At 69.6% G+C, this 26,337-nt stretch carries 20 protein-coding genes and 1 tRNA gene; 16 read left to right on the forward strand and 5 right to left on the reverse strand.

The genetic code is table 11. From position 1 onward, the window contains the following. Positions 1–162 precede the first annotated feature (162 nt). The 4 genes from FK267_RS04505 (at position 163) to FK267_RS04520 (ending at position 4,895) form a co-directional block, all read left to right on the forward strand. Positions 163–234 (forward strand) — tRNA-Gln (locus FK267_RS04505). A 192-nt stretch (positions 235–426) separates the two neighbouring features. After that, positions 427–1,419, forward strand: a complete 993-nt coding sequence (locus FK267_RS04510; RefSeq protein ID WP_075379414.1) for a bifunctional UDP-N-acetylglucosamine diphosphorylase/glucosamine-1-phosphate N-acetyltransferase GlmU — start codon at positions 427–429, stop codon at positions 1,417–1,419. A gap of 137 nt (positions 1,420–1,556) precedes the next feature. Then, positions 1,557–2,549 (forward strand): ribose-phosphate diphosphokinase, encoded by a 993-nt coding sequence (locus tag FK267_RS04515; RefSeq protein ID WP_003787536.1) that lies wholly within the window; start codon positions 1,557–1,559, stop codon positions 2,547–2,549. A gap of 417 nt (positions 2,550–2,966) precedes the next feature. Beyond that, positions 2,967–4,895: a hypothetical protein gene (locus FK267_RS04520; RefSeq protein WP_141406432.1), complete on the forward strand. Its 1,929-nt coding sequence runs from the start codon at positions 2,967–2,969 to the stop codon at positions 4,893–4,895. Between the two features lie 117 nt (positions 4,896–5,012). On the opposite strand, the gene FK267_RS04525 is transcribed toward FK267_RS04520, so the two are convergent. Then, complete coding sequence (locus FK267_RS04525) at positions 5,013–7,259, reverse strand: chain-length determining protein (RefSeq protein ID WP_232622508.1); 2,247 nt, start codon at positions 7,257–7,259, stop codon at positions 5,013–5,015. A gap of 508 nt (positions 7,260–7,767) precedes the next feature. Between FK267_RS04525 and FK267_RS04530 the strand changes: the two genes are divergently transcribed. From FK267_RS04530 to mfd, 3 genes are all read left to right on the forward strand, one after another. Then, entirely contained in the window at positions 7,768–9,120 is a 1,353-nt protein-coding gene (locus FK267_RS04530; protein ID WP_141406434.1) for a hypothetical protein, read from the forward strand. 158 nt (positions 9,121–9,278) lie between these two features. Next, complete coding sequence (locus FK267_RS04535) at positions 9,279–10,307, forward strand: FRG domain-containing protein (protein WP_141406435.1); 1,029 nt, start codon at positions 9,279–9,281, stop codon at positions 10,305–10,307. Between the two features lie 129 nt (positions 10,308–10,436). Continuing rightward, positions 10,437–14,186, forward strand: a complete 3,750-nt coding sequence (mfd, locus tag FK267_RS04540; RefSeq protein WP_141406436.1) for a transcription-repair coupling factor — start codon at positions 10,437–10,439, stop codon at positions 14,184–14,186. A gap of 34 nt (positions 14,187–14,220) precedes the next feature. On the opposite strand, the gene FK267_RS04545 is transcribed toward mfd, so the two are convergent. Genes FK267_RS04545 through FK267_RS13395 form a run of 3 tightly spaced genes read right to left on the reverse strand, consistent with a single transcriptional unit; the run spans position 14,221 to position 16,438 of the window. After that, on the reverse strand, positions 14,221–14,898 hold the full coding sequence (locus FK267_RS04545; RefSeq protein ID WP_141406437.1) for an ABC transporter ATP-binding protein: 678 nt from the start codon (positions 14,896–14,898) through the stop codon (positions 14,221–14,223). Further along, positions 14,895–15,986 carry a hypothetical protein gene (locus FK267_RS04550; RefSeq protein ID WP_141406438.1) on the reverse strand — a complete coding sequence of 364 codons (1,092 nt, stop codon included), beginning with the start codon at positions 15,984–15,986 and terminating at the stop codon, positions 14,895–14,897. The genes FK267_RS04545 and FK267_RS04550 overlap by 4 nt, the downstream gene beginning before the upstream one ends. Beyond that, the gene (locus tag FK267_RS13395; protein ID WP_170198591.1) at positions 15,983–16,438 is read right to left on the reverse strand and encodes an FtsX-like permease family protein; all 456 of its coding nucleotides are present in this window, start codon (positions 16,436–16,438) and stop codon (positions 15,983–15,985) included. Before FK267_RS13395 ends, FK267_RS04550 begins: the two co-directional genes overlap by 4 nt. Positions 16,439–17,417: 979 nt before the next feature. Here FK267_RS13395 and FK267_RS04560 point away from each other — a divergent pair. From FK267_RS04560 to FK267_RS04585, 6 genes are all read left to right on the forward strand, one after another. Then, positions 17,418–18,305 (forward strand): hypothetical protein, encoded by an 888-nt coding sequence (locus FK267_RS04560; protein ID WP_141406440.1) that lies wholly within the window; start codon positions 17,418–17,420, stop codon positions 18,303–18,305. 209 nt (positions 18,306–18,514) lie between these two features. After that, positions 18,515–19,801, forward strand: coding sequence for a phosphopyruvate hydratase (gene eno, locus FK267_RS04565; protein ID WP_075375403.1), 1,287 nt, complete (start codon positions 18,515–18,517; stop codon positions 19,799–19,801). A gap of 235 nt (positions 19,802–20,036) precedes the next feature. After that, on the forward strand, positions 20,037–20,729 hold the full coding sequence (locus tag FK267_RS04570) for an FtsB family cell division protein (protein ID WP_141406441.1): 693 nt from the start codon (positions 20,037–20,039) through the stop codon (positions 20,727–20,729). After that, positions 20,726–21,241, forward strand: a complete 516-nt coding sequence (locus FK267_RS04575; protein WP_198498131.1) for a DUF501 domain-containing protein — start codon at positions 20,726–20,728, stop codon at positions 21,239–21,241. Before FK267_RS04570 ends, FK267_RS04575 begins: the two co-directional genes overlap by 4 nt. A 55-nt stretch (positions 21,242–21,296) precedes the next feature. Then, complete coding sequence (locus tag FK267_RS04580) at positions 21,297–22,322, forward strand: Ppx/GppA phosphatase family protein (protein WP_141406442.1); 1,026 nt, start codon at positions 21,297–21,299, stop codon at positions 22,320–22,322. Next, positions 22,319–23,191 carry a type I 3-dehydroquinate dehydratase gene (locus FK267_RS04585; RefSeq protein WP_141406443.1) on the forward strand — a complete coding sequence of 291 codons (873 nt, stop codon included), beginning with the start codon at positions 22,319–22,321 and terminating at the stop codon, positions 23,189–23,191. Before FK267_RS04580 ends, FK267_RS04585 begins: the two co-directional genes overlap by 4 nt. Before the next feature lie 101 nt (positions 23,192–23,292). Here FK267_RS04585 and FK267_RS04590 read toward each other — a convergent pair whose 3' ends face one another. Continuing rightward, positions 23,293–23,790 (reverse strand): NTP pyrophosphohydrolase, encoded by a 498-nt coding sequence (locus FK267_RS04590; RefSeq protein WP_141406444.1) that lies wholly within the window; start codon positions 23,788–23,790, stop codon positions 23,293–23,295. Between the two features lie 252 nt (positions 23,791–24,042). Here FK267_RS04590 and FK267_RS04595 point away from each other — a divergent pair, with 252 nt between their 5' ends. From FK267_RS04595 to pth, 3 genes are all read left to right on the forward strand, one after another. Then, positions 24,043–24,630 carry a hypothetical protein gene (locus FK267_RS04595; RefSeq protein ID WP_141406445.1) on the forward strand — a complete coding sequence of 196 codons (588 nt, stop codon included), beginning with the start codon at positions 24,043–24,045 and terminating at the stop codon, positions 24,628–24,630. Between the two features lie 383 nt (positions 24,631–25,013). Then, entirely contained in the window at positions 25,014–25,625 is a 612-nt protein-coding gene (locus FK267_RS04600) for a 50S ribosomal protein L25/general stress protein Ctc (protein WP_141406446.1), read from the forward strand. Positions 25,626–25,724: 99 nt separating this feature from the next. Then, the gene (pth, locus tag FK267_RS04605) at positions 25,725–26,327 is read left to right on the forward strand and encodes an aminoacyl-tRNA hydrolase (RefSeq protein WP_141406447.1); all 603 of its coding nucleotides are present in this window, start codon (positions 25,725–25,727) and stop codon (positions 26,325–26,327) included. The last annotated feature ends 10 nt before the right edge of the window (positions 26,328–26,337 follow it).

Below are 26,337 nucleotides of genomic sequence, written 5' to 3' on the forward strand. Positions count from 1 at the left end.
CGGGAGACCCGGTGCCAGGTCCGGTCCTGGAGGCGACCGGGGCGCAACCGGGCGCGACCGGGGCGCGCTGAGCCGCCGCGAAGGTGCCGAGTGCGACCGGGACATGAGAGACTGTCCCGGCGTCTCGCCCCTCGCCGTCAGGCCCGGGTCGGGATGCGTCCTTCCGCCCTGGTGTAGCGGCAGCACGCAGGCCTTTGGAGCCTTGAGGCCCGGGTTCGAATCCTGGGGGCGGAGCGGCGTAGCATGAGCGGCGTTGGGGTTCCCTCGCTCTCACGCCCGACGGCGGTCACCCGGTCGCCGGCGGGATACGCGCCAACCGTCCATCCGTACCTGATTTCAGAAACCGTTGGAGTCCGTCCCCGGCCTCCGCCCGGTCGCGGCCGGAGACGTCGGGAGCCCGGGCGCGAACCTGTGAGAAGAGGACACGTGACGTCAACCGCACCCGCCGCCGTCATCGTCATGGCCGCAGGCAAGGGAACTCGTATGCGATCGGTCACCCCCAAGGTCCTGCACCGGATCGGCGGTCGCAGCCTCGTGGACCACGCCGTCACCGCGGCCAGGGGGCTGGAGCCCCAGCACCTCGTCGTCGTTGTGCGCCACGAGCGCGACGCCGTCATCGCCCACCTCGCCGAGGTCGCCCCCGATGCCGTTCCGGCCGACCAGGACGAGGTGCCCGGTACCGGGCGGGCCGTCGCCTGCGGGCTGGCCGCCCTCCCCGAGGACCTCATCGGGCCCGTCGTCGTCACCAGCGGGGACGTCCCGCTGCTGGACACCGCCACCCTGAAGGAACTCCTGGCTCAGCATCATGAGCGCGGGGATGCCGTCACCCTGCTGACCACCGAGCTCGAGGACCCCACCGGCTACGGGCGAGTCGTGCGCGAGGCGGACGGCACCGTCTCGGCCGTCGTCGAGCAGCGCGACGCCAGCGAGGCCCAGCGCGCTATCCGCGAGATCAACGCCGGCGTCTACGTCTTCGACGCCGCCCACCTGCGCACCGCCCTGGCGACCCTGGGCACGGACAACGACCAGGGCGAGGTCTACCTCACCGACGTCGTCGCCCATGCCCACCAGACCGGCCGGTCCACCAGCGCGCTGGTCGCCACCGACCACTGGCTCGTCGAGGGCTGCAACGACCGCGCCCAGCTCGCCGAGCTCGGCGCCGAGCTCAACCGCCGCGTCCTGGCCGGCTGGATGGCCCAGGGCGTCGGCGTCGTCGACCCGGCCTCCACCTGGGTGGACGTCACCGCCGAGCTCGCTCAGGACGTCACCCTCGAGCAGGGTGTCCTCGTACGCGGAACCACCCGGATCGGCCAGGGTGCCCGGGTGGGCGCCTACGCGATCCTCACCGACGCCGTCATCCCGGCCGGCTGTGTCGTGGCCCCCTTCAGCCAGCTCGACGCCGATGCCGCCCAGGCCTGACGCATGAGCGCACCGCAGCTTCGGCCCCGACCGGTGAGGCCGTCATGGCTCTGCCGGCCGAAGCGATCACTGACCTTCACCTCCGTCTCCAACAGTCACATCGAGGGCCGCACCGGCCGTGAGAAGGGAACCACGTCATGACGGGCATCATTACCAAGGGTGAGAAACGGCTGGTCGTCGTCTCCGGACGCGCTCATCCCGAGCTCGCCCGGGACGTGGCCAGCGAGCTCGGCACCGAGGTGCTGTCCTCCACGGCCTACGACTTCGCCAACGGGGAGACCTACGTCCGCTTCAACGAGTCGGTGCGCGGCTGCGACGTGTTCGTCGTCCAGTCCCACGGCGACCGCGTCAACGACTGGCTCATGGAGCAGCTCATCATGGTTGACGCCCTCAAGCGCGCCTCCGCCAAGCGCATCACCGTGGTCGCCCCCTTCTTCCCCTACGCCCGTCAGGACAAGAAGCACCTGGGGCGCGAGCCCATCAGCGCCCGCCTCGTGGCCGACCTCTACAAGACCGCCGGCGCCGACCGCCTCATGAGCGTGGACCTGCACACCTCCCAGGAGCAGGGCTTCTTCGACGGCCCCTGGGACCACCTGTGGGCCCAGCCGGTGCTCGTGGACTATGTGCGCACCCGCGTCGACCCGGCCAATGCCGCCGTCGTCTCACCCGACGCCGGCCGCATCCGGGTGGCCGAGCGCTGGGCCAACCAGCTCGGCGGCACCCCGCTCGCCTTTGTCCACAAGACCCGCGACGTCACCCGCCCCAACGAGTCGGTGGCCAACCGCGTCGTCGGCGACGTCGAGGGACGCTCCTGCGTCCTGGTCGATGACATGATCGACACCGGCGGCACCATCGCCAAGGCCGTCCAGGTGCTCCTGGACTCCGGGGCCAAGGACGTCATCGTCGCCGCGACCCACGGGGTGCTCTCCGGGCCGGCTGTGGACCGGCTCTCCACCTGCGGGGCCCGCGAGGTCATCGTCACCGACACCCTGCCGATCCCCGCCGGCAAGCGCTTCGAGCAGCTGACGGTCCTGCCGATCGCGCCGCTGCTGGCGCGCGCCATCAAGGCCGTTTTCGACGACGGCTCAGTGGCGGAGCTCTTCGACACCGTCGGCGTCGCCGGCGACTGAGACAGTCGGGTCCGCTCCTCGCAGGACCCCCATGAGCCACCGCGCGCCGGCTCCGGCCGCCGCGCTCCCGCCCTCGCCGAGCCCCTCACCGGGCCCGGCGAGGGCGTTTTTCATGGGGTGGGCTCCCCATGACGGCGAGTCGCGCTCGAAGTGTGCAGTAACCTTCAGATAACGATTTCGTTGCAAACCGACCTTGCGGTCACGTAGCGTGGCGCCGTCATCGAATTGTGTTCCTTTCGTTGCCTCTTCGTGTTCCGCATGGTCGGATGCGCTCCCCGAACTAACAAGCGCTACCAGTTACATTAATCGTTATCGCAGACATTCATCCGGTGACTCATGTGGGCCTCATCCGTCCCGGTACCAGCGATGATCTGTGATCCGCTTGCGCGTCGCTCGCCATATATACCGGAGGTTCCTGTGCGTCGTCTCTCCCCCATCCCCCGTCTTGCCATCATCGTCTCCCTCCTGCCGCTCCTGCTCGCCTCGATGGTTGTCCTGACCCCCGCCGCCCCGGTGGCCTCGGCTCAGGAGACCGAGGCCGATGCCGACGGAGACGACCCGGGCGACGGCTCCGGCGACGTCGGTGACAACGAGGCCGCCGCTGCCGCTGGTACTGACCCCTCCGGCCAGTCCTCCCGGGAGCCCACCTACACGGCCGCGCCCCTGCCCACGGTGCAGATCGACGGCGTCGCCTGGGGGCAGCTCGTCGTCGGCGACGTGGTCTACGTCGTCGGCAACTTCAACAATGCCCGCCCGGCCGGGGCCCGTGCCGGACAACAAGAGGTCCCGCGCTCCAACATCCTGGCCTACGACCTCAACACCGGGAAGCTCATTGAGGACTTCGCCCCCACCCTCAATGGCGCGGGACGAAGCCTGGCCCTCTCCGAGGACGGCAAGACCCTCTACGTCGCCGGGGAGTTCGACAAGGTCAACAACGAGTGGCACAGCCGTCTGGCCGCCTTCGACATCTCCCACGGGCACGGCACCCTCATCTCCTCCTTCAAGCCCGTGTTCAGCACCACCGTCAAGGACATCGCGGTGGCCGGCGACACCCTCTACGTCGGGGGCTACTTCACCAAGGTGAACAACCAGCAGCGGACCCGCCTGGCCGCCCTCAAGGCCTCCACCGGTGAGCTCCTGGACTGGACCGCCTCCGCCGAGGGCCCCAACGCCCAGGTCTACGCGATCGAGGTCTCCCCGGACCATTCCAAGGTCGTCATCGGTGGCTCCTTCTCCACGGTCAACGGCTCGAGCAAGCCCGGATACGGGATGGCGCTTTTGAGCGCCTCCACTGGTGAGGTGCTGCCCATGCCGGTCAACGACACGGTGCGCACGGCCGGTGAGAAGGCCGCCATCTTCGACATCGCCGTCGACGAGGACGGTTTCTACGGCACTGCCTACTCCGCCGTCGGGCGCCTCGACGAGGCCAACCTCGAAGGGAGCTTCAAGGCCGACTGGAACGGCAACCTCGTCTGGCTCGAGCCCTGCCACGGTGACACCTACGGGATCGCCCCCACCAAGGACACCGTCTACACGGTGGGGCACGCCCACTCCTGCGAGACCATCTACGGGTTCCCCAACATGCCCGAGGTGCGCAAGGACGGTCAGCACCCCCTGTACGTGCGGGCCATGGCCTTCACCAACAGCCCTGACATCACCATCCGCCACCAGGGGGTGGTCGACGGGTACCAGGACTGGTCGACCTCGGGTCTCAAGAGCCCCACGATCATCGGCTGGTACCCGGACCTGGAGGCGGGGAAGTTCACGAAGACGTCCCAGGCCGCCTTCAAGGTCGACGTCACCGACTCCTACATCCTCATGGTGGGCGAGTTCATCGAGGCCGACGGCAAGGTCCAGCAGGGGATCGTGCGCTACCCCAAGCGCGCGGGCCAGCCCACGCTGCCCCCCGAGGGCAAGGCCGAGACCCTGGCGGCCAAGGCGGAGGTGACGACCTCGAGCTCAGTGAGGGTGGGGTTCAACGCCACCTGGGACCGCGACGACCCGACCCTGACCTACAGCCTCTACCGGGATGACGAGACCACGCCGGTGGCCACCGAGAAGATCAGCGACACCCGCTGGGCCCTCAAGAGCCACAGCCTGGAGGACACCACCTGCTCGCCCGGCGATCACACCTACCGCCTGGTGGTCTCCGACCCCAGCGGCAACACCATCACCGCCCAGATCCCGAGCCTCACGGTCCCCAAGACGGCGCAGAACAACAAGGAGAAGGGCAAGAAGGCCAAGCCCGCCGCTGAGGCGAAGGACGCCGCCAACAACGCGGACCAGGACGGCAACCAGCAGGCCGCCGACGAGGACCAGGCCACCGATGAGGAGGACGACAACTGAGCGCTCCGGCCAGGCGGGATCCTGGCCGGGAACCAGCCTGGTCCGGTGTAGACATGAAGGGCGGGTCCGTTGCTTTGAGCATCGGACCCGCCCTTGACGCTGGTGCCGGCAGCCGGCTCACCAGGAGCGGCGCGTCGGTTGCCTGCGGCGACCGGCCGAGGCCGCAGAGGCAGCCGAGGCGGAGGCTGTGTGGCGGGCCGAGGAGGCCGACGACGCTGAGGCCATCTGCTGGCTGGGCTGGATCGACGGCGGCGGAGGCAGCGGCGGGGCGTCCGGCCGATCAGGACTGCGGTGGCGTCCACCCGTTGACGCCGACACCGGCGTGAGATGGCGGGTCTGCTCGATGGAGGACTCCTCGGACAGCGGCGTCACGAGAGTCAGCCGCGGCTTGGACATCCGCCGGCGTCGAGCCAGGGTCTGCCGGCGCGAGGGCGCCTGCTGACGCATCGACGTCGAAGGGGAGGGGGAGTCGGTCTCGGAGGCCGAGTCCTGCGTGCGCGCCGCGACGCGTGAGACCTCGGCGGCGGCCGGGGGCTCGGGGGCCGACGAGGTCGGCTGGGCCCGGCGTCGGCCCGTCGTCGTCGGCAGGGCGGAGGCATCCTGCCAGCCGGCCGATGACACCGAGCGATCCGCCGAGGGCGAGGTGATGCGCCGTCGGACGGGCGTGCTCGGCGCGGAGCTCGACGTCGGCGCTGAGACGCGCCGGCGCCCGGTGGCCGGCGTGGTGGAGGCAGGGGAGCCGGCAGACGAGGTGACTGGTGCCGGGGCCGACGTCGGAGCCGGCGGGTACTGGTAGGACGGTCCCGCCGAGGGGGCGGAGGAGGCCGGGGAGGCTGAGGAGCCTGAGACGGTCTGTCCGGTGGGCAGGGCGGTGCTGCGCCGAGTGGGGCCGTCGGGTGCGCCCGGGAAACGGTGACTCCCGGAAGTCGGGGCGGCCGTGTAGGGCTGCACAGCGATCGACGGGGAGGCCGGCACCGTCAGGTCGGCGGGGGTGGGAAGCGGAGGGGGCAACGGCGCGTGCCTGTAAGAGGCGCTGGTCTCGGAGGCCGACTGGGACGAGACGGTCCCGGCCGAGATGGTCTCGGCCGAGATGGTCTCGGACGAGGCGCCCGGGGCGGGCAGGTCGGCCTGCTGGCGCTGCATGGCGGAGGTGATGCCGGAGGTGAAGCTGTGTGCCGGGTCCGGGGTGGAGGGCTGTACCGAGGACTGAGCGGAGACGGAGGCCGCCGAGGGTGACGACAGCGGCGCCGCGCTCATGGAGACGGGGCTCTGCGAGGCGGGGGAGTACGTCGGCATCGGGGAGGCCGGCGACGACAGCGGCGCCGGGGCGTGGGTCGGCTCCTGGGCGGAGGGCACCGGCTGGGCGGCCGGGTTCGCGGAGTCGGAGATCGCGGGCATCGCGGTCGTCTGCTGGGGCGACTGGGGCGACTGCGGGGCCGGGAAGGTCGGGGCCGGTGCTGATGAGGCCGTCGGCTGAGAGGCCGGTACTGGGGCCGACGTCGAGCCCGGCAGCATGGGCGCGGAAGCGGGGGACGGCATCGAGGCGGGGGCTGCCTGCGGGGCCATGGCGCCGGGGGCCGGGATGACGGAGGCCTCGGGGGAGGCCGGGACCGGAGACTGGGCCGGGAGCTGCTGATACTGGTAGGGCGGCTGCGCCTGCACCTGAGGCTGCGCGGGCGGCTGGCTCGGTCGCAGCAGGTCCGAGGTCTTCTGCCTCAGGGCGCTCAGCGTGGCCGCGGTGCGCCCGGGGTGGATCTCTGCGCCTCTGTCGGCGCCGTGGCCGCTGTCGCGCCGGTGACGGAACATCGCGTAGGAGACGGAGGCCAGAAGCCCCAGCAGCAGTCCGGAGATCGCCGCGGCCCGGGCGCCGGGTCGCTCCATGGTGGTGTTGGCCGGCGTGGCGGGCGAGGTGGTGCTCGTCGTCATGCCCAGGGCCTGCTTGCCCAGCAGCTCGCCGGAGGTGAGCTCCTTGTTGAGCGAGTCGGCCGTCGCCTGGGCCATGTCGACGGCCTTCTGCTTGCTGCTGGCCTTGGCGGTGATGGACAGGACCAGCGTCTCAGGCGGGTTGGTGACCGTCAGGGCGTCCGACAGGTCGGTGGTCTCCATGTTCAGGTTGGCCGCCGCCGGATCGAGGACCTTTGGGCTCGTGGAGAGCTCCACGAGGGTCGGCATGAGGTCCTTGGCCTGGGTGGAGAAAGACGGGGTCTCCTTGGACTTGGGCTGGATGCCCAGGGTCGTGGTGGCCGCGGCGACCGGCTTCGTCGCCAAGGCCACTCCCAGCCCGGCCAGGATGCACACGAGCAGGATGACGAGGCAGGCCACAAGGTTCCTGCGGATGGCGTGAAGGATCTGCGACGGCTGCACGCTGCTCCTCATCTGGTCTGGGGATGATCTGGATCTGGTCGGTTCCGGCGGCCCGTCGGGCACCGTGGGCCGCATGGCCCGGCGGATGCTGAAAGGCTACGGCCCAACCCTAACTGTAAGATCACGCTTAGGTCTCGGCGACTGTAGTAGCCTTCGCTGCGCCCCCGGCCACGCCTGGAATCCTCAGACGTGGGGGAGCGGGCGATGTGGTGAGTCTTTCACCGGAACCGTGTGACGGGCGAGGGGTCCGAGGACCCCGCACCAGCAGTGAAGAAGGCGTCGGGGTCGGCCCAGCCGGGGCGACGACGTCGGACTTCTTCCGGTTGCTCCTGACCTTGGTCAGGGCCTCGGAGGCTCTTCCAGCATCTTCCCGGGTACTTCTCACAGCAGCCTGTGGCGGCTTGCCGCCCCACCGGCCGTCCGCCGACAAGCCACGTATCAACCACCTACCGACCACCTACCGACCACCGTGACATCACCGCGGTCATGACAGAACAAGGGAGGAATGATGTCCTTCGTCAGGACCCTGTTCATCGTCCTCCCCATGGTGGCCGCCGGTCTGGCGGTCCTCATCTTCGTGGCCGACCGCATCCACCGCCGCCCCATTGTCGGGGCCGGCCTGGTCATGGGCGCCATCGGCTTCGTGCCGGTGTGGGTGATGATCCCCTTCGAGCCCAATGTGCCTCCGGCCACCCTGGCCTGCTTCCTGGTGATCGTCGCCCTCCTGCCCGGTTTCTCGTGGCGGCTGACCAGCGGTGACTTCATGGTCGCCACCGCTTGGTGCCTGGTGGGCCTGTCCGTCGCCGCGGGCTCGCCGCTCAACTACGTCCTGTCCGACGTCGTCTTCGGCGCTCTGCCCGCCTACCTCGCCGGACGGCTGCTCGTGGAGCGGCTCGGGCTGCGGCGCATGGCCGAGGTCCTGGCGGTCGTGTGGATCGTGGTGGCGGTGCTGGCGCTGTTCGAGGCCGTCACCACCATCAACCCCTTCAGCTACATCACCATCGACAACAACCTCTACGAGGAGTGGGCCCCGCCCCTGGCTCGGGGCAGTTTCACCCGCGTCGAGGGGGCCTTCGGCCACCCCATCGCCCTAGGCGTGTGCCTGGCGGCCGGGATTCCCCTCATCCTGGCCACGCGGTGGAGGCCCGGCTACCGGATCGCGGCCGGCGCCCTCGTTCTGGGGGCGACCATCCCGACCTTCTCCCGCTCGGCGATCGCCTGCGCCGTCATCGCCGTCATCCTCAGCCTCATGCAGGTGCACACCAACATCCCCGCCCTGTGGCGGATGAGCTTCCTCATGGTGCTGGTCGGCGTGGGCAGCGTGCTGCTGCCCTACGTCCTGGGCGTCTTCGACTCAGCCGGCCGTGAGCAGGAGGACTCGGCCGGCTACCGCGGTGACATCCTCGTCCTGGTGCGTCAGCTCAAGCCGCTGGGACTGTCCCCGGTCTACCAGAAGTCAGGGGACTCGGTGTCCTGGGGCGGCTACAGCTCCATCGACAACCACCTGCTGCTGACCGCGCTGCGCTTCGGCTGGCTCCCCGTGGTGCTCATCATGGTGGGGCTGCTGGTCTACGGCTTCCGGGCCGTCGTTCAGCGTTCCAACCCCGCGCAGATCGCCCTGCTCAGCCTCATTCCGGCCTACGGCACGGTCGCCTTCATCACCCAGATCGGCACCGTTGTGTGGCTCATCGCCGGCATGGCCGCCTCAGCGCAGGTCTCCGTCCTGCTGGAGAGTCGCAACAAGACCACGGGTGGGGGCGTGGGCGTCGTCGCCGGGCACGCCAACCCCTGGAACCGGATCCGCAGCGGGGACTGGTCCCGCCGGGCACTCACCCACGTAACAGTGGGCGATAATTCGTAGCCTCTTTTGTCTGCATTGAAAAATAACTTCTATGTAAGTGTGGGCACACATAAGATCTGCCTTTTCAATGTCCTATCTCTTCTGGGCTGCTGTAAGATCGACATTGGTGTAACATCACTGTTGTCAATGCGCCATAGATTCCAGAGAGGTGATTTCCTGTGACGACAGAATGGACTGTTAGTGATTTTTTAGGTGAGCGAGAGTTGCTCTCTAACCAGCTTGACGCCCGCTCATTCTATGAGCACTTAAAACGAGAGTTTAAGAGCCTACCCCGATACCGGCATTCTCGTATGGGCGTTGGGAAGCCTGGTGGTTCTTCCTCTAAAGACGAGAAGGTATGTTTTTTTCGGGGGCAGGCATGCAGTGAGTGGGGGTTGACCTCTTCTTTATATCGCCTACTTGATGCCACCGATAATCTGGGTGTAGATAGTGAGCTTGAGATGGCTGAAGCGGAGAGGATTGTAATTGATACCGCACGTTCTCCGCACATTGGAATTGGGCGAGGGGTTTCACCTCTTGAATTGCTGGCGGTTCTGCAACATCACGGTGTTCCAACAAGGCTTATCGATATGTCGACAGATTGGCGGGTGGCGCTGTATTTTGCGTGCAATGAGCTAGATTCGGAGGATGGCCGTCTTTTCTTGATTTTTGTGGACCAAGATTCACGGCCTTCAGTCCCTTTCGATTCAGAAATTAATGTTGAATTGAATTGGTGGCAGGGTGCGGAGGATGCTTTCATTGAAAGTGTGTGGAGAAGCTCTGTATTTCCGGTACTTTTCCCATTTTTTGATGTGAGGATGATCTCTCAGAGAGGTTATTTTATAGTCGGGGGATTACCTGAAGATGGGGCCCACTTAGGTGTGAGTTGCGATGACGTAAACCTAATAGATATTCGGAATGTGTCTTCACTTCCGATTTGGTTTCCAAAACTTGAATATAGAGATCAGTGGGGTAGAGTCTTCAATGGAGTTGCAAAGTCGCCAAGGGCCTCTGTAGTGACTTTAAGGGTTCCGGCAGAGTTTAAGTCCGGAATTAGGAGGTTGTTGTGGGAAGATGGAGTCTTCCAGGATTCTCTGTATCCACCTCTCATGGAAAGTGTGCGCTTACTGAAGGATTGCGCAGCAACCTTTCAGGACCGGGCTTCTTTGTTTGATTCTGCCGAAGATGATGGCGAAGTAGATTTTTGAGGATTTTGAGGTGAGTGCGTGGATGTAGATGGGGGTATAATATTTGAGAGTGATTTTCTCTAGTTTCGTGGACGCGAAAAAGGTATTAGTGCCCCGCTGCTTTGTGGTATTCGAGGTACACTCGCGGCCGTGCTCCTGACTGCGCTCCTGCCTTCGCTGCTCGCCGACGCCGACATCGCCCGCACCGTCCGCGCCGCCTCCTCCCGCTCGCGCACCGACCGCAGCCTCGTCGTCGCCCCGGGGGCCCGGCCCGCCGTCCTGGCCGCCATGGCCCTGGGGGAGGAGGGCGTCCAGAGGGTCGCTGGCGGCGACGCGCCGGCGACCGGCTCCGCCGAGGTCTCCGGCACGCCCCTGCTCGTCGTCACCGCCACCGGCCGCGAGGCCGAGGAGACCGCGCTGGCCCTGCGCAGCTACCTGCCGGCCGACGACGTCGCCGTCATGCCCGCCTGGGAAACCCTGCCCCACGAGCGCCTCTCGCCGCGCGCCGACACCGTCGCCCAGCGCCTGTCGGTCCTGCGACGCCTGGCCCACCCCGAGGAGGGTGGGGCGATTCGCGTCCTCATCGTTCCCGTGCGCGCCCTGCTGGCCCCCGTCATCGCCGGGCTCGGCGAGCTCGAGCCCGTCCAGCTGGCCCCCGGTCTGGCCGTCGGCCTGGAGGAGACCGCCCGCCGCCTGGAGGCCGCCGCCTACACGCGCGTCGACATGGTCGAGTCCCGCGGCGAGTACGCCGTGCGCGGCGGCATCCTCGACGTCTTCCCGCCCTCCGAGCCCCGGCCGGTGCGCGTGGACTTCTTCGGCGATGAGATCGACGAGGTCTCCTCCTTCGCCGTCGCCGACCAGCGCACCATTGAGACGCTGGACGCCGTGACCGCCACCGCCTGCCGCGAGCTGGTCCTCACCGACGCGGTGCGCGAGCGCGCCGCCGCCCTGGTCGCCGCCGTCCCCGGCGCCGCCGACATGCTGGAGAAGATCAGCCAGGGCATCGCCGTGGAGGGCATGGAGTCCCTCGCCCCGGTCCTGGTCGAGAAGATGGTCCCGCTGCTGGACCTCGTCGGTGACCGACTCACGGTGCTGCTGGAGCCCGAGCGGGTGCGCAAGCGCGCCGAGGACCTGACCGCCACCACCACCGAGTTCCTCGCCGCCGCCTGGACCTCAGCGGCCTCCGGCGGCACGGTTCCCGTCGACCTGTCCGCCGCCGCCTTCGCCCACCTGGCCGAGGCCCGGGCCCTGGCCCTGTCCTCCAACCGAGGCTGGTGGTCCTTCACCGCCCTGGCCGCCGGCCCCGAGACCACCCGCCTGGACCTCAGCGACCCCCACACCTACCGCGGCGAGCTCGAGCGGGCCGTGGCCGACCTGGGCCGGCTTGCCCGCCAGGGCTGGACCGTCGTCGTGGCTACCGACGGTCCCGGACCCGGCCGGCGCATGGCCCAGCTCCTGGGCGACGGCGACGTCCCCGCCCGCATCGTCGACCAGCTCTCGGAGGTCGGCGAACTCGGCCGCGACGGCGACTGGGCCCCCGACCCTGCCGCTGTTTCTGATGACGCCGACGGCTCGGCCGGTGCCCCGACGGCGGGCCCCGGCGACGGCGTCGTGCGCGTCACCCAGGCCAGCGCCGGCCATGGCTTCCTCGCTGAGGGCCTGCGCCTGGCCCTCATCGCCGAGTCCGACCTCACCGGGCGGGCCTCGGCAGGCCCCCGCGAGCGCCGCAGCCTGCCGGCCCGCCGCACCCGCCGCTCCGTGGACCCCCTGTCCCTGCACGCCGGGGACCTCGTGGTCCACGCCCAGCACGGGGTGGGGCGCTTCATCGAGCTGAGCCGGCGCACCGTGGGTGGGGCCCGCTCCTCGGCCACCCGCGAGTACCTCGTCATCGAGTACGCGCCCTCCAAGCGCGGCCAGCCCGGCGACCGCCTCCTGGTGCCCACCGACGCCCTGGACCAGGTCACCAAGTACGTCGGCGGCGACAGCCCCGCCCTGAGCAAGATGGGCGGCGCCGACTGGGCCAAGACCAAGTCCAAGGCCCGCAAGGCCGTGCGCGAGATCGCCGGCGAGCTCGTGCGCCTCTACGCCGCCCGCGCCGCCACCACCGGTCACGCCTTCAGCCCCGACACCCCCTGGCAGACCGAGCTGGAGGAGGCCTTCCCCTACACCGAGACCCCCGACCAGCTCTCCACCATTGACGAGGTCAAGGCCGACATGGAGAAGGCCCAGCCGATGGACCGCCTCGTGTGCGGCGACGTCGGCTACGGCAAGACCGAGATCGCCGTGCGCGCCGCCTTCAAGGCCGTCCAGGACGGCAAGCAGGTCGCGGTCCTGGTGCCCACCACGCTCCTGGTGAGCCAGCACGCCGAGACCTTCACCGAGCGTTACGCCGGCTTCCCGGTGACCGTGGGGGCCCTGTCCCGCTTCCAGGATGCCGCCGAGTCCGCCAAGGTGCTCGAGGGTCTGGAGAAGGGGAGCGTCGACGTCGTCGTCGGCACCCACCGCCTCATCACTGGTCAGGTGAAGTTCAAGGACCTGGGCCTGGTCATCATCGACGAGGAGCAGCGCTTCGGGGTGGAGCACAAGGAGACCCTCAAGGCGCTGCGCACCAACGTGGACGTGCTGTCCATGTCCGCCACCCCGATCCCGCGGACCCTGGAGATGGCGGTCACCGGCCTGCGCGAGATGTCCACCCTGGCGACCCCGCCCGAGGACCGCCATCCGATCCTGACCTATGTGGGCGCTTACGAGACCAAGCAGGTCTCCGCCGCGATCCGCCGTGAGCTGCTGCGCGAAGGGCAGGTGTTCTTCGTCCACAACCGGGTCGAGGACATTGACGCCACCGCCGCGCGCCTGGCCGAGCTGGTGCCCGAGGCGCGCGTGGCCACCGCCCACGGGCAGATGAACGAGCACCAGCTCGAGGCCGTCATCGACTCCTTCTGGCGCAAGGAGACCGACGTGCTTGTGTGCACCACGATCGTGGAGACCGGGCTGGACGTGTCCAACGCCAACACCCTCATCGTGGACCGTGCCGACCGCATGGGCCTGTCCCAGCTCCACCAGCTGCGCGGGCGCGTGGGGCGCGGCCGGGAGCGGGCCTACGCCTACTTCCTCTACCCCTCGGACAAGCCGCTGACCGAGACGGCCCTGGAGCGCCTGCGCACCATCGCCACCAACACCGACCTGGGGGCCGGGATGCAGGTGGCCATGAAGGACCTGGAGATCCGCGGCTCGGGCAACCTGCTCGGCGGCGAGCAGTCCGGGCACATCGCCGGGGTCGGCTTCGATTTGTACGTGCGCATGGTCTCCGAGGCCGTGGCCGCTTACAAGAAGGCCCTGGCCCGCTCCGGGAAGGCCGGGGCCGACGTGATCGGCTTTGAGGAGGGCGACGAGGAGGACGTCGAGCTGCGCATCGAGCTGCCCGTGGACGCCACCGTCCCCGAGGACTACATCCCCCACGAGCGCCTGCGCCTGGAGGCGTACACGAAGTTCGCGGCGGCGCGCTCGGGGGAGCAGGTCGACGACGTCCTGGAGGAGCTGGCCGACCGCTACGGGCCCGTGCCTGAGGCGACCTCCCGCCTGGCGGCGCTGGCACGCCTGCGGGCCCTGGCCGCCGAGCTGGGGGTGCGCGAGATCGTCGCCCAGGGCAAGTCGGTGCGCTTTGCCCCGGTGGACCTGCCCGAGTCGGCGCGCATGAAGGTCACGCGCCTCTACCCGGGGACCGTGCTGAAGCCCGCCACGCGCACCATCGTGGTGCCTGCCCCGGGCACCAACCGCATGGGCGGGGCGGCCCTGTCCGGCGAGGAGGTCGTGCGGTGGGCCGAGGTGCTCCTGCGCGCCGTCGTCCAGGGCGACACCTCCTACGAGACCGAGGCCACCACCTACCGCAAACGCCGCTGACGCACGTGCTAATGACAAGGGGAGCTTGATCGCCTCAACCGGTGATCCGGCCGTCCTGCATGGTCAGGACCCGGTCACAGGCCTCAGCCACCCGTGGATCGTGCGTGGCGATGATGAGGCTGCCGCCGTGACGGGTGCTCTGGGAGATGAGCAGCGACGTGACCTCCAGGGCGGTGGCGGAGTCCAGCGACGCCGTGGGCTCGTCGGCCAGGATGCAGCGCGGCCGGTTGACCAGGGCTCGCGCGACGGCCACACGCTGACGCTCCCCGCCCGAGAGCCGCGGGGGTGTGGTCGCCTCGGCCCAGCCGATCCCGACGTCGGCCAGGGCCTGTCTGGCCCGCTCGTGCCTGACCCTGCGCCTGGTGCGGGGCCTGCTGTACTCCAGGGGAAGAGAGACGTTCGCCAGCACGCTCAGATGGTCGATGACCGCGCCGCTCTGAGGGATGAGGCCCAGTAAGCGGTTACGGGTCCGGGCTCGCCCATCCGGGCTGGAGGGAGCGGGGACGCCGCCAACGAGGACGCTTCCGGAGGTCGGTGGGATCGTCAGTGCCAGTACGCCCAGCAGGGTTGACTTGCCGCACCCGGAGGGCCCCATCACCGCTACCGACTCGGATCGGCCGATGGCAAGCGACGCCGAGTCGAGTGCGTGGACCGGCTGACCGCCACGGTGGTAATCGACGCTGACCTCGATCAGCTCCAAAGCCTGCGTCATCGGACTGTCCCGGATCGCGCGAACTCGAATCGCACACGGCGGACTGTAGTCATGAGAAAGACCAGGTAGATGATGATGAGGGCGCTCCCGGCTGCCGCTGCGGCGCCCCTCAACAGAGTGCTGGCCGCCAAGGCAAGAAGCGTCAGAGCCGGAAGCACCAGCATGGTGACGGCCAGGAAGGCCGCCAGGCGTATGGTGAGCTGAGCCGACGTCGCGCCATAGAGATGACGCAGCAGCAGGTCGGCTCGTTCGCGTCGCAGCACCGACCGAATGGAGGCGCTGTAGGCGATGGAGACCAGGGCAGTCAGCCCCAGCAAGCCGACGCCGTGCATGGCAGCCCACACCACCAGCTTGCGGAAGCGCTCGGGCTGATCGGCGGCCAACCGGTGCGGAACCAGGGCCAGCCGATCCTGCCTGGCAGCCGTGATGAACTGCTCGGTGTCGTCGTCGGTGGCGGAGAGCAGAACCGTGCGCCACACGGCCTCCTCCTGCTCGGTGCTATCCAGGTGATCCAGGCTCGAGGGCGGCAACACGATCAGCACCGATCTGTCCAGGTCGATCCCCACCGCAGCGGGGTCGAAGAGCGAGGCCGACGACGGCGTTCTGCCTGCCACCGGCACGCTGCGACCTCCGACGTGCAGCGGTCCGTCCACGGGATGGGGGACCTGACCCCCAACCATGGCGCAGGGCGCTGGCGAGCAGAGCCTGGCTCCGGTCATGGCGTTCTGAGCGGCCTGCCCGACGACGATCACCACTGGATTGCCTCCGGCGAAGGAGGGGTCGCCGACCTCCACGTTGCCGAGGATCATCGTGTAAGCGGAGCCTGAGGCGATGCGATCACCCAGGTCCTCCATCAAACCAGTACTCGGATCGTTGTCCAGATCGCCGAGGTAGTAGGGCGTGAAGGTGGTGGCGTCGAGCTCGCGCAGACGCTGGGCCGCCATCACCACTGACGACTGGGTCATCACCTCGGCCAGTGTCATGGTGAGGATGACGCTGACCAGCGTGAACATGAGAGCGATACCCGCGGTGCTCCAACGGTGGCGCCATGCGGTGCCCAGCGCGCCAGCGATCTCGGTGTGGATCATGCTCCGGCACCTCTGAGCTCGAGATGCAACCAGATGGCGAAGGTGATCCGGCGTGCCATCCACAGCACGGCTCCGCCCACCACCGCCCCCACGGCCAGAACCTCCAGCTCCGGCAGGGCGGGAGTAGCCTGAGCCACCAACGCCGTCGCAGCGCCTGCTCCCAACGCTCCGACTGCGGTCCCCGCGATGACCTGAAGCAGCTCCCGGCCACAGCGCTCGCGGACCAGTGCCGCCTCGGTGGCGCCGATCAGGCGACGCAGCCGGATCTCTCCGCGTTGCTCAGGCAGTGACAGTGCCAGGGACATGACGGTGCAGACGATCCCCAGGGCGGCGAACAGTGCGGCCATGGCCACTGTTGAGTCGCGCACCAGGGACACCAGTGCCGGTTGCCGCCGGGTGCTCTCGACTGTCAGCCCGGACTCCTCCAGCACAGAGCCGACACGTGCGATCAAGGCCGGGTCCGTGGTCCCCAGGAGCAGCTGCCCAGTGCCCAACGGCGCGTTACCAAGCGGTTCCACAAACTGAAGACTGCTGGTCGACGGCGTGACTCCCGGGACGCTCACGGTGCCGAGTACGGTGCGTCCGGCAGGTGCCAGCGGAGCCTGTCCACGTGCCCTCCACACAGTGCTCGAATAGGTCCCGCGGATCACAAAGAGACCGTGGCGCGAATCGGTATTCAGTGGGCCGGCCCAGTCGATGTGCTGTTTGGGATCGAGGACCACGAGGATGGGGTCACCATCGCCTTGGGAGGTCTTCACCGTACTGACGCCCTCCTCAGTGAGAAGTGCCCGCAGTCGCCGGGCGGCCGTGAGCTGCTGTTCCTCGGTTGCGGAGCGAGCGGAGCTGGACAGGGTGAGGGTCGTCGTCGGCCCAGGTATGCCGTAGGTAGCGGTTGACCGGGTCTGACCCCACCACAGCACCGCCAGAGCCAGAAAGGCAACCAGCATCCCGTAGGCGACTGACAGTGCCCCGTCTGCCGATCTGCCGGCGTGAGGGAGGAATCTGTCCCTTGTGCTCGCCAGTCGGGGAGTGGACGGGCTGCGATCCTCACAGCCGGTGACTTTGGTGGGTGGGCTGATGAGCGAGTACCTCCTTGACGGCCGCCCCGCATGCTGACGGGCAGGTGGCAGACGTGGGATGAGAGCGCGGCCGGTCAGTCGTTCTGTCTCCCGTATCTCACCTATATCTACGGTGCCGTGCCGATCCCGCCCGCGCAACCGCTGGTCACTGCACGAGGGTGGGGATGTAGTGGCCGTTAGTTGTGCCTACTGCACGAAGGTCCCAGCTACCTGGAATACACCCGACCCTCCTCCAGTAGCGCCCGACCCTCGTGCAGTACGGCCGGAGCCGCGTCGGCGGGTGGCGGAGCACCGGCTGCGTGCGTCGTCGCAGGCGGAACGGTAGGGTCTGGGGCAGAAATGTTGTGACACCATGTCGCCCTCCGGCGTCGTCCCCTTCCAGGAGCAGACCGTGACCCGAAGCCTTGCCGCACGTACGCGCGTCCTCGCCGCCAGCGCTGCACTCCTCCTCGCCGTCGGGGCGCTCGCCGGCTGCTCCGACCACCCCGGCCAGGTGGCCGACATGCACTACACCGGCCTGGACGGGGCCCGCCACTCCGTGGTCGTCAGTGAGAAGGACGTCGACGTCGTGGTCAAGGAGCTGGACTCCGCACTCGGTTGGGAGAACCTGGTGCGTCAGGGCGTGAATCGGTCTGAGATCGTGAACGGCCTCCTTCAGGCCCCTGTCCTGGTTGAGGTCGGCCAGGCCCATGGCCTGACTGTCACTGACGCGCAGATCGTGCAGCTGGTCAAGGAGCGGCTGGGTTTCCAGCCCCGCAAGCCGGAAACGCTCACCTACCTGCGGGCGAGTTTGTTGAACGGCCAGTACCAGCAGCTTTCTCAGCACCCGGAGCAGGCTGGGCAGCAGGGGAAGGTCGTGCTCGCCGACCTGGACAAGGTTCGCGGCACGCTGGACGGTGACATCTCCCCGCGCTACTCGAATAAGGCTCAGGCCTGGCTGACCCGGACCGATCCCCGCCTGGAAGCCAGCAACAACCCCTTCGGCGGTGGCCTGCAGCAGGCCCCCCAGCAACAGCAGCAGGACCCCCAACAGCAAGCCCCGCAGCAGGGCGGCCAGCAACAGGCTCCCCAGCAGCAGGGTGGTGGCCAGCAGCAGCCTCAGCAACAGGCTCCTCAGCAGGGCGGCCAGCAGCCCGCCGACTCCGGCCAGACCGACGGGCAGGGCCACACCGGTCAGGCCGACGGCGCTGCGGGCGAGGCCGGCCAGGGCGCCGAGCGGCCCGAGACCAGCGGCCAGTAGGGCCGCACAGAGCCCCCAGAACGACGGCGGAACCCAGGGACCGCCGTCGTCCAGTCTTCTCGCCGGGCGTGAACACTGTGCAATCCTCAGGACCATGGCCCTCGTGGTGGGGGAGTCGGCCCGCTAGGCTGATCCTGCATTCGGCAGTCGCGCGCGAGCGTGCCCGACGCCGACGACCGCATCACGATCCCCTCAGCAAGGAGCACCAAGTGGCCCTCATCGAGAACGTTCACGCCCGCGAGATCCTCGACTCCCGTGGCAACCCGACCCTTGAGGTCGAGATCCTCCTGGAGGACGGTGCTTCCGCTCGCGCCGCCGTCCCCTCGGGCGCCTCCACCGGTGCCTTCGAGGCCGTTGAGCTGCGCGACGGCGACAAGAGCCGTTACGGCGGCAAGGGAGTGGAGAAGGCCGTCGACAACGTCAACGACATCATCGCCCCCGAGGTCATCGGCTTCGACGCCGCCGACCAGCGCGGTCTCGACCAGCTCATGATCGAGCTCGACGGCACCCCCAACAAGGGCAAGCTCGGCGCCAACGCCATCCTCGGCGTCTCCCTGGCCGCCGCCCAGGCCTCCGCCGAGTCCGCCGGCCTGGACCTGTTCCAGTACGTCGGCGGCCCCAACGCCCACGTCCTGCCCGTGCCCATGATGAACATCCTCAACGGTGGTTCCCACGCCGACTCCAACGTGGACATCCAGGAGTTCATGATCGCCCCCATCGGTGCTCCCACCTTCCGTGAGGCCCTGCGCATGGGCGCCGAGGTCTACCACGCCCTCAAGGCGGTCGTGAAGGAGCGCGGCCTGTCCACCGGCCTGGGCGACGAGGGCGGCTTCGCCCCCAACCTCGACTCCAACCGCGAGGCTCTCGAGCTCATCGTCGAGGCCATCGAGAAGGCCGGCTACAAGCCCGGCAAGGACGTCGCCCTGGCCATGGACGTCGCCTCCTCGGAGTTCTTTGACGACAAGACCAAGACCTACCAGTTCGAGGGCGAGGCCCAGGACACCGCCTCGATGGTCGAGTACTACAAGCAGCTCATCACCGACTTCCCGATCGTCTCCATCGAGGACCCGCTCTCCGAGGACGAGTGGGACGACTGGAAGCACCTCACCGAGCAGATCGGCGACAAGGTCCAGATCGTCGGCGACGACTTCTTCGTCACCAATCCCGAGCGCCTCGCCAAGGGCATCAAGCTCGGCGCCGCCAACGCCCTGCTGGTCAAGGTCAACCAGATCGGTTCCCTGACCGAGACCCTCGAGGCCGTCGAGATGGCCCACCGCGCCGGCTACAAGACGATGACCTCCCACCGTTCCGGTGAGACCGAGGACGTCACCATCGCCGACCTGGCCGTGGCCACCAACTCCGGTCAGATCAAGACCGGCGCTCCCGCCCGTGGCGAGCGCGTCAACAAGTACAACCAGCTCCTGCGCATCGAGGAGGCCCTCGGCGACGCCGCGGTCTACGCCGGCGCCGGCGCCTTCCCCCGCTTCCAGGCCTGAGCCTGACAGCGACCAGCCGGCGTCGAGCCGCTGACTGACGCGGCGCCTCAGCCGCGACTCGACGACGACGCACCCCACCGCTTCGGGGCAGACGGGTTCTCCCGCCTGCCCCGAAGCGTTGTCTACGGGACGGTGCTGTTGCGCGTCCACCAGGGGGCGAGTGATGAGTGGGGCGTGAGCAACGCGCCCGGTGGGGTGCGTCCTCGTGCGGCCCCCGGTGAGGCAGGATGCCGGTATGACTCCACGCCGCCCCTCCTCCAGCCAGTCCGGGACGCGCCGTGTCGCCGGCGGCGCCCGGCCCCGTCAGGTTCCGGCCGAGCGGGCGGCCTCCGCGGCCGGGGCCGGTTCCGGCTCGGCCGCCTCCCGGCCCCGGGGCCTGCCGACGACGGTGCCCGGGCGGACCCTGCCGCCCAGGGTCGTCATCCTGGCGGTCGTGTGCCTGCTGGCCTTCGTCGTCATCTTCACCTCCCTGCGCGCCTACCTGTCCCAGCAGGCCCAGTACGACGCTGTCGTCGACAGGATCAAGGAGGCCTCCGACACCTCCACCACCCTGGAGAACGAGCTGGCCCAGTGGAAGGACGACACCTACGTGCGCTCCCAGGTGCGTGAGCGCCTCGGCTACGTCATGCCCGGCGACACCAGCTACGTCGTCGTCGGCGCTGACTCCATGAAGGAGACCGAGGCCGGCGGCGGGGCCACCCCGGGCGCTCAGGACGCCCCCTGGTACGAGGAGCTCCGGGACTCCTCGCGGGCCGCCGGCCAGGCCAACAGCACCGCGCCGGCAGGATCGAAGGGTGGGGCGGACGGCAAGACCCTCAACCCCGCCCAGAAGGAGCTGCCGACCGGGGAGCCCAACCAGGCGCCGTCGGATCCGCCCAAGACCACGCCGAAACCGGCCACCACCCCGCAGACGAAGGAGACCCCGTGAGCCCCATGCCCCAGATGCAGGAGCCGGTGTCGTCGGCCGACCTCGAGGCCCTGGCCGAGCAGCTGGGGAGGGTGCCGCGCGGAGTCGTCGCCATCGCGGCCCGCTGCGTGTGCGGGCGCCCCACCGTGGTGCGCACCGCCCCGCGCCTCGACGACGGCACCCCCTTCCCGACCAGCTACTACCTCACCCACCCGGCCGCCGTGAAGGGCTGCTCCACCCTGGAGGCCGAGCACCTCATGGAGACCTTCAACGCCGCGCTGGCCGACGACGCCGAGCTGGCCGCCGCCTACGCCGCCGCCCACGACGACTACCTGGCCCGTCGCGCCGAGCTCGGGCAGGTCCCCGAGATCGAGGGGGTCTCCGCCGGCGGCATGCCCACGCGCGTCAAGTGCCTCCACGCCCTGCTCGGGCACACCCTGGCCGCTGGAGCCGGCATCAACCCCATCGGTGACCGCACGCTGGAGGCCCTGCGCGAGCGCGGACTGTGGGATCCTGAGCGCTGCTCCTGCTGAGCGGCAGGGACGCCCTGCTCCTTCCCTTCCCGACCGAGCCCAGGAGGCCGCCGCCATGACCCGCGTCGCCGCAATCGACTGCGGCACCAACACCATCCGCCTCCTCATCGCCGAGGCCCACCGTGACGACTCCGGGCGCCCCCGCCTGGAGGTGCTGCGCCGCCGCAACGAGATCGTGCGCCTGGGCCAGGGCGTGGACCGCACCGGCCTGCTCGACCCCGAGGCCCTGGAGCGCACCCTGGCGGCCGTGGCCTCCTACGCCGCCGACTGCGCCGAGTTGGGCGTCGCCCCCGGGGGCGACGTGCGGCGCTTCGTGGCCACCTCCGCCACCCGCGATGCTCGCAACCGCGAGGACTTCGTGGCCGGGGTCAGGCGCCTGCTGGGCATTGATCCCGAGGTCGTCAGCGGCCAGGAGGAGGCCCGCCTGTCCTTCACCGGCTCGCTCCTGGGTGCCGGTGAAGACGAGGGCACGCCGGGGGCGGGCGAGTGCGCACCTGCGCCGCGGCTCGTCGTCGACCTCGGGGGCGGCTCCACCGAGCTGGTCCTGGGCGTGGATGAGCCCAGCGCCGCCATCAGCCTGGACACCGGCAGCGTGCGTATCACCGAGCGCTTCCTCGCAGGCGGCGTCACCCCCGAGGCCGAGGCTGCGGCCCGGGCCGAGGTGCGCGGCCTGCTCGATGAGGCCGAGCGGGTTGTCGACCTGTCCGCCCCGGGGCGGCTGGTCGGCCTGGCCGGCACCATCACCACCGTCACCGCCCACGCCCTGGATCTTCAGTCCTTCGACCCGGAGGCCCTGAACGGCGCCGAGCTGAGCCCGCAGGCGGTCCTGGCCTCCTGCGAGGCGATCATCCACTCCACGCCCGAGCAGCGCGCCTCCTGGGGCTACCTGGCCCCCGGCCGCCGCGACGTCATCGCCGCGGGCGCCCTCGTGTGGAGCGAGGTCGTCACCCGAGTCATGGAGCGGACCACCGCCGCCGGGCGCCCGCTGGCGCGGGTCACCACCAGCCTCTACGACATCCTCGACGGCATCGCCCTGTCGCTCGTGCCCGAGTCGGGGCCGGCCGAAGGGACCCCGGCGTGAGCGCGACGTCGCTGACCTGGGGCGGGCGCAGCGTCCCCGGCCCCGGCGGCCTGCCCGCGGTGGCCGTCTCCCTGACCGGGCCGAGCCTCGCCCAGGCGCGGACCCAGGCTCGCAGCGCCGTCGACGCCGGTGCCGATGTCCTCGAGCTGCGCGTCGACCTGCTGGAGGAGGCTGGCGCCCTGGCCGCCCCCGCCCCGCTGGACGCGGCCACGGCCGCCGCCCAGGTCCTGGAGTGCCTGCGGGGGCTGGGGGAGGCCATTGCCGCCGACGGTGCTGACGCCGTTACCGGCGCCCCCCTGCTGCTCACCTGCCGCACCGCCGCCGAGGGGGGCCGGGCCCAGCTGGATGACGCAGCCTACGGCTCCCTCCTGCGCTCCGTCCTCGACGGGCTCGCCGACTGGGCGCCCGAGCGCCGCCCGGCCGCCATCGACGTCGAGGTTCAGCGCGGATGCCTGCCTCAGATCTGTGCACAGGCCCACGGACTGGGTATCGACGTCGTCGCCTCCTTCCACGACTTCGAGGCCACCCCCGCCGATGAGGCCCTCGAGGAGGTCCTGGCCCGCATGGCCCGAGAGGGCGCGGACCTGGCCAAGATCGCCGTGTGGCCCACCGGTGCCGACGACGTCGCCCGCCTCCTGCGCGTGTGCGCGCGGGCCACGGCGGGGGCGGGGGAGGGCACCGGCCTGGGTGTGCCCGTGGCGGCCATGTCCATGGGGACGCTCGGGGCGGTCAGCCGCGTGGCGCCGGCCTTCGGGTCGGCGCTGACCTTCGCCGTCGTCCCCGACGAGCAGGGACAGGCCCGGGCCTCCGCACCCGGCCAGCTGCCGATCCAGGACGTGCGCCGCTGCCTGGAGCTGCTGCGGGTCTGACCGAAGTCCGCACCCGCGCGTTCGTAGGGTAGCCCGTGCGTTCGAGGGGTAGAAGGTACGATCCCGGCACCTACGGTACGAACGCGCGGAGCCGGCGCGAGTTAGACGTCGAGCCTGCGCAGGAGCTCTACGGGTGGAAGGGCACCATCCTCGATGTAGGCGCGGAAGACGGAGGCTGCCTGCTCGCCGGTGAAGACCTCCTCGGGGTGCAGACGCAGGGAGAAGGGCTCGGGACCCCCGTTGTCCCAGGTGATCGTGGTCCACGCTTCGGGGTCGGCGACGGGCTCGCGGGCCACGGCGTAGTGCTCGTAGGAGTCGTCCTCGTGGGTCACGCGGATTTCAACGCTCATGGCGGCCGCCGAGCCGCCGCACTGGATGAAGGTGGCTCGCGCCGGGGAGGACTCCGGAACCTCGTCGATGTGCGACGTTCCCTCGGGCAGTGCCCACACCACGACGGCGAAGTGCCTTGTGCCGTCCAGGTAGGCGGGTGAAGTGAGCTTGCGGGCGACCTCATCGGCGACGAGCTGCGGGGTCTGGGGCTGCAGGAAGACGTCGATGGGACCGTTCCTGCCGACGATGTACTCGGCGAAGTACCTCATGGTCTGCTCTCTGGTAGTCGGGTGCGGGAGTGCTGCCGGCGTTGTGAGGCGCTGGCGGGCTCGGGGCCGTTGTCCTGCGGATGATCTCAGTTCCCCACCCGTTGAGTGTTCACATGGCTGGGATATGGGGACAAGTGCCCGCCTCCGGCCGCCGCGAGCACGGGCCTCCGGCTGCACGGCGCGAGTAGTCTTCGCTGCACCCGCGGTGTCTTGCGACGGGCCTGGTCGCAGGCGGGAGCGAAGGAGGCGGGCATGGCCGAGCACGGGCGGCGCGACGTCGTCGGCATGGGGCTCGCCGGCGGGGCGGCACTGGCGCTGGGTGGATGCGCCCCAGCGCAGGCCGGCCGGTCGCGGTCGAGTGCGACGCCGACGTCGGATGGTCGTTTCGCGAGCTTCGCCGAGTACGTCCCCGTGACGCTGGAGATCCGTACCGACCTGGGGCGCCTCGACAGACGCATGCCGGGCGTCACCATCTCCTCGGCTCACTGGGTCATGCAGTACTGGCAGGAGAAACGTGAGGTCCTGCCCCCGCAGGACCGCCCGCTATGGGTGCACGGGGTGATGACCCTCGATCCCGCCAGCAGTCGGGCCCTTGCCGAGGCATCGAGTGGGAAAGCCGATCCGCTCCCGGGGATCTACCCCGACCTGCGCCAGTATGTCCCCGAGGGAAAGGTCTTCACCACGGTCCCCAAGGAGAAGGCCGATGCGATCCTCGACATCGAGCACATGATGCAGGATGACCCGAGCCGTTTCGAGTCGCCCTCCTTTGACACCGAGCAGGTCGCCATCTGCGCTGACGTCAACCTCCTGATCCTCATCGCGAGGGAATGGCATACGTGACGCGGCTGAGCGGCTGCAGGCCTGCGGCCCGCGCCATCGTAGGGTAGGTCGCGAGGTCGTGCCTTCAACCCTCGACCGCGCGACCTAAGGATCGACCGCGCGAGCCGGTCCGGTCTTGCAGGGGCTCATTGCCTGTGCCTGGCCCTGCCGGCCTGCCAGCCCACCGGACCCCCCAGGTGGGGCGCCTCACCGGCTGCGCGGCTGTTCGCGCGCCCCGCCCATGCCGTAGTCTTGCCCACGTTGCCCCGGCGAGGGACGCGCCAGCACGGCGTGCATCCGTGATCGACGTGGTGGTACCTGGCGGTACTGCGCGTCGTCGCGCCCAGCCGGACCACCATCAGCCGCGGGGCACCGGGCCCCGCCTCATCCGCAAGGAGAGCCACATGGCCAACAATGCCATCACCCTCAAGGCCCAGGACCGCACCGAGTTCGGCAAGGGCTCGGCCCGCCAGGCCCGCCGCGCCGGCCAGGTCCCCGCCGTCGTCTACGGCCACGGCACCGAGCCCCGCCACCTCCTGCTCGAGGAGCACGCCACCCGCCTGGCCCTGCGCAGCAACGACAACGCCCTGGTCGAGCTGGACGTCGCCGGCGGCGAGACCCTCCTTGCCCTGGCCAAGGACGTGCAGCGCCACCCCATCCGCCCCGGCGTGCAGCACGTCGACTTCCTCCTGGTGGACCGCAACGAGCGCGTCGACGTCGAGGTCCCGGTCACCGTCATCGGTGAGGCCGCCCCCGGCACCATCCACATGATCGAGGCCGCCACCGTCATGGTCTCCGCCCCGGCCGTCTCCGTGCCCGAGGCCATCGAGGTCGATGTCACCGGCGTCGCCGCCGGCACCGTCCTGACCCTTGCCGACATCACCCTGCCCAAGGGCGTCGAGGCCGTCGCTGACGCCGAGACCGCCGTGGTCAACGTGGCCAACGAGCACGCCGTCGCCTCCGAGGTCACCGAGGACGCCCCCGCTGAGGGCGACGCCGAGGCCGAGGCCGAGTGAATCGCGCGTGATTGACATGCCCAGCCATGACGACCTGCCGGCAGGCGCCTCCCGCACCACCTGTGCCGCCCGCGCCGGGCTTACCCCGGGGTGGGGCGCATGAGTGAGGCTTGGCTCGTCGTCGGGCTGGGGAACCCCGGGACCCGGTACGCCCGCAACCGCCACAACGTCGGCTACATGGTGCTTGACGTCCTGGCCGAGCGCACCGGGTCCCGGTTCTCCCAGCACAAGAAGGCTCGCGCCCGCGTGGCCGAGGGCAGGCTGGGCATGATGCCCGGCGGAGCCCCCGGCCCCCGCGTCATCCTGGTCGAGCCCTCGGTGCTCATGAACCTTTCCGGCGGCCCCGTGGCCGGGCTCGTCTCCTACTACGGGATCGACCCCGCCAGCCGCCTGCTCGTCATCCACGACGAGCTCGACCTGCCCGCCCACGAGCTGCGCCTCAAGCGCGGCGGCGGCGAAGGCGGTCACAACGGCCTGCGCTCCATCAGCAAGTCCATCTCCACCAAGGACTACGCGCGCCTGCGCGTCGGCATCGGCCGCCCGCCGGGCCGCCAGGACCCCTCCGACTTCGTCCTGTCCGACTTCCCCGGCCGTGAGCGCGCCGACCTCGGCGTCACCCTGGAGCAGGCCGCCGACGCCGTCGAGCAGGTCGTCACTCTCGGTTTCGACGACGCCCAGCAGCGCCTCCACGCCCCCCGCTGACGGTGGTCCC

This window comes from Actinomyces oris (assembly GCF_006546825.1).
In the GTDB taxonomy this organism is placed as follows: domain Bacteria; phylum Actinomycetota; class Actinomycetes; order Actinomycetales; family Actinomycetaceae; genus Actinomyces; species Actinomyces oris.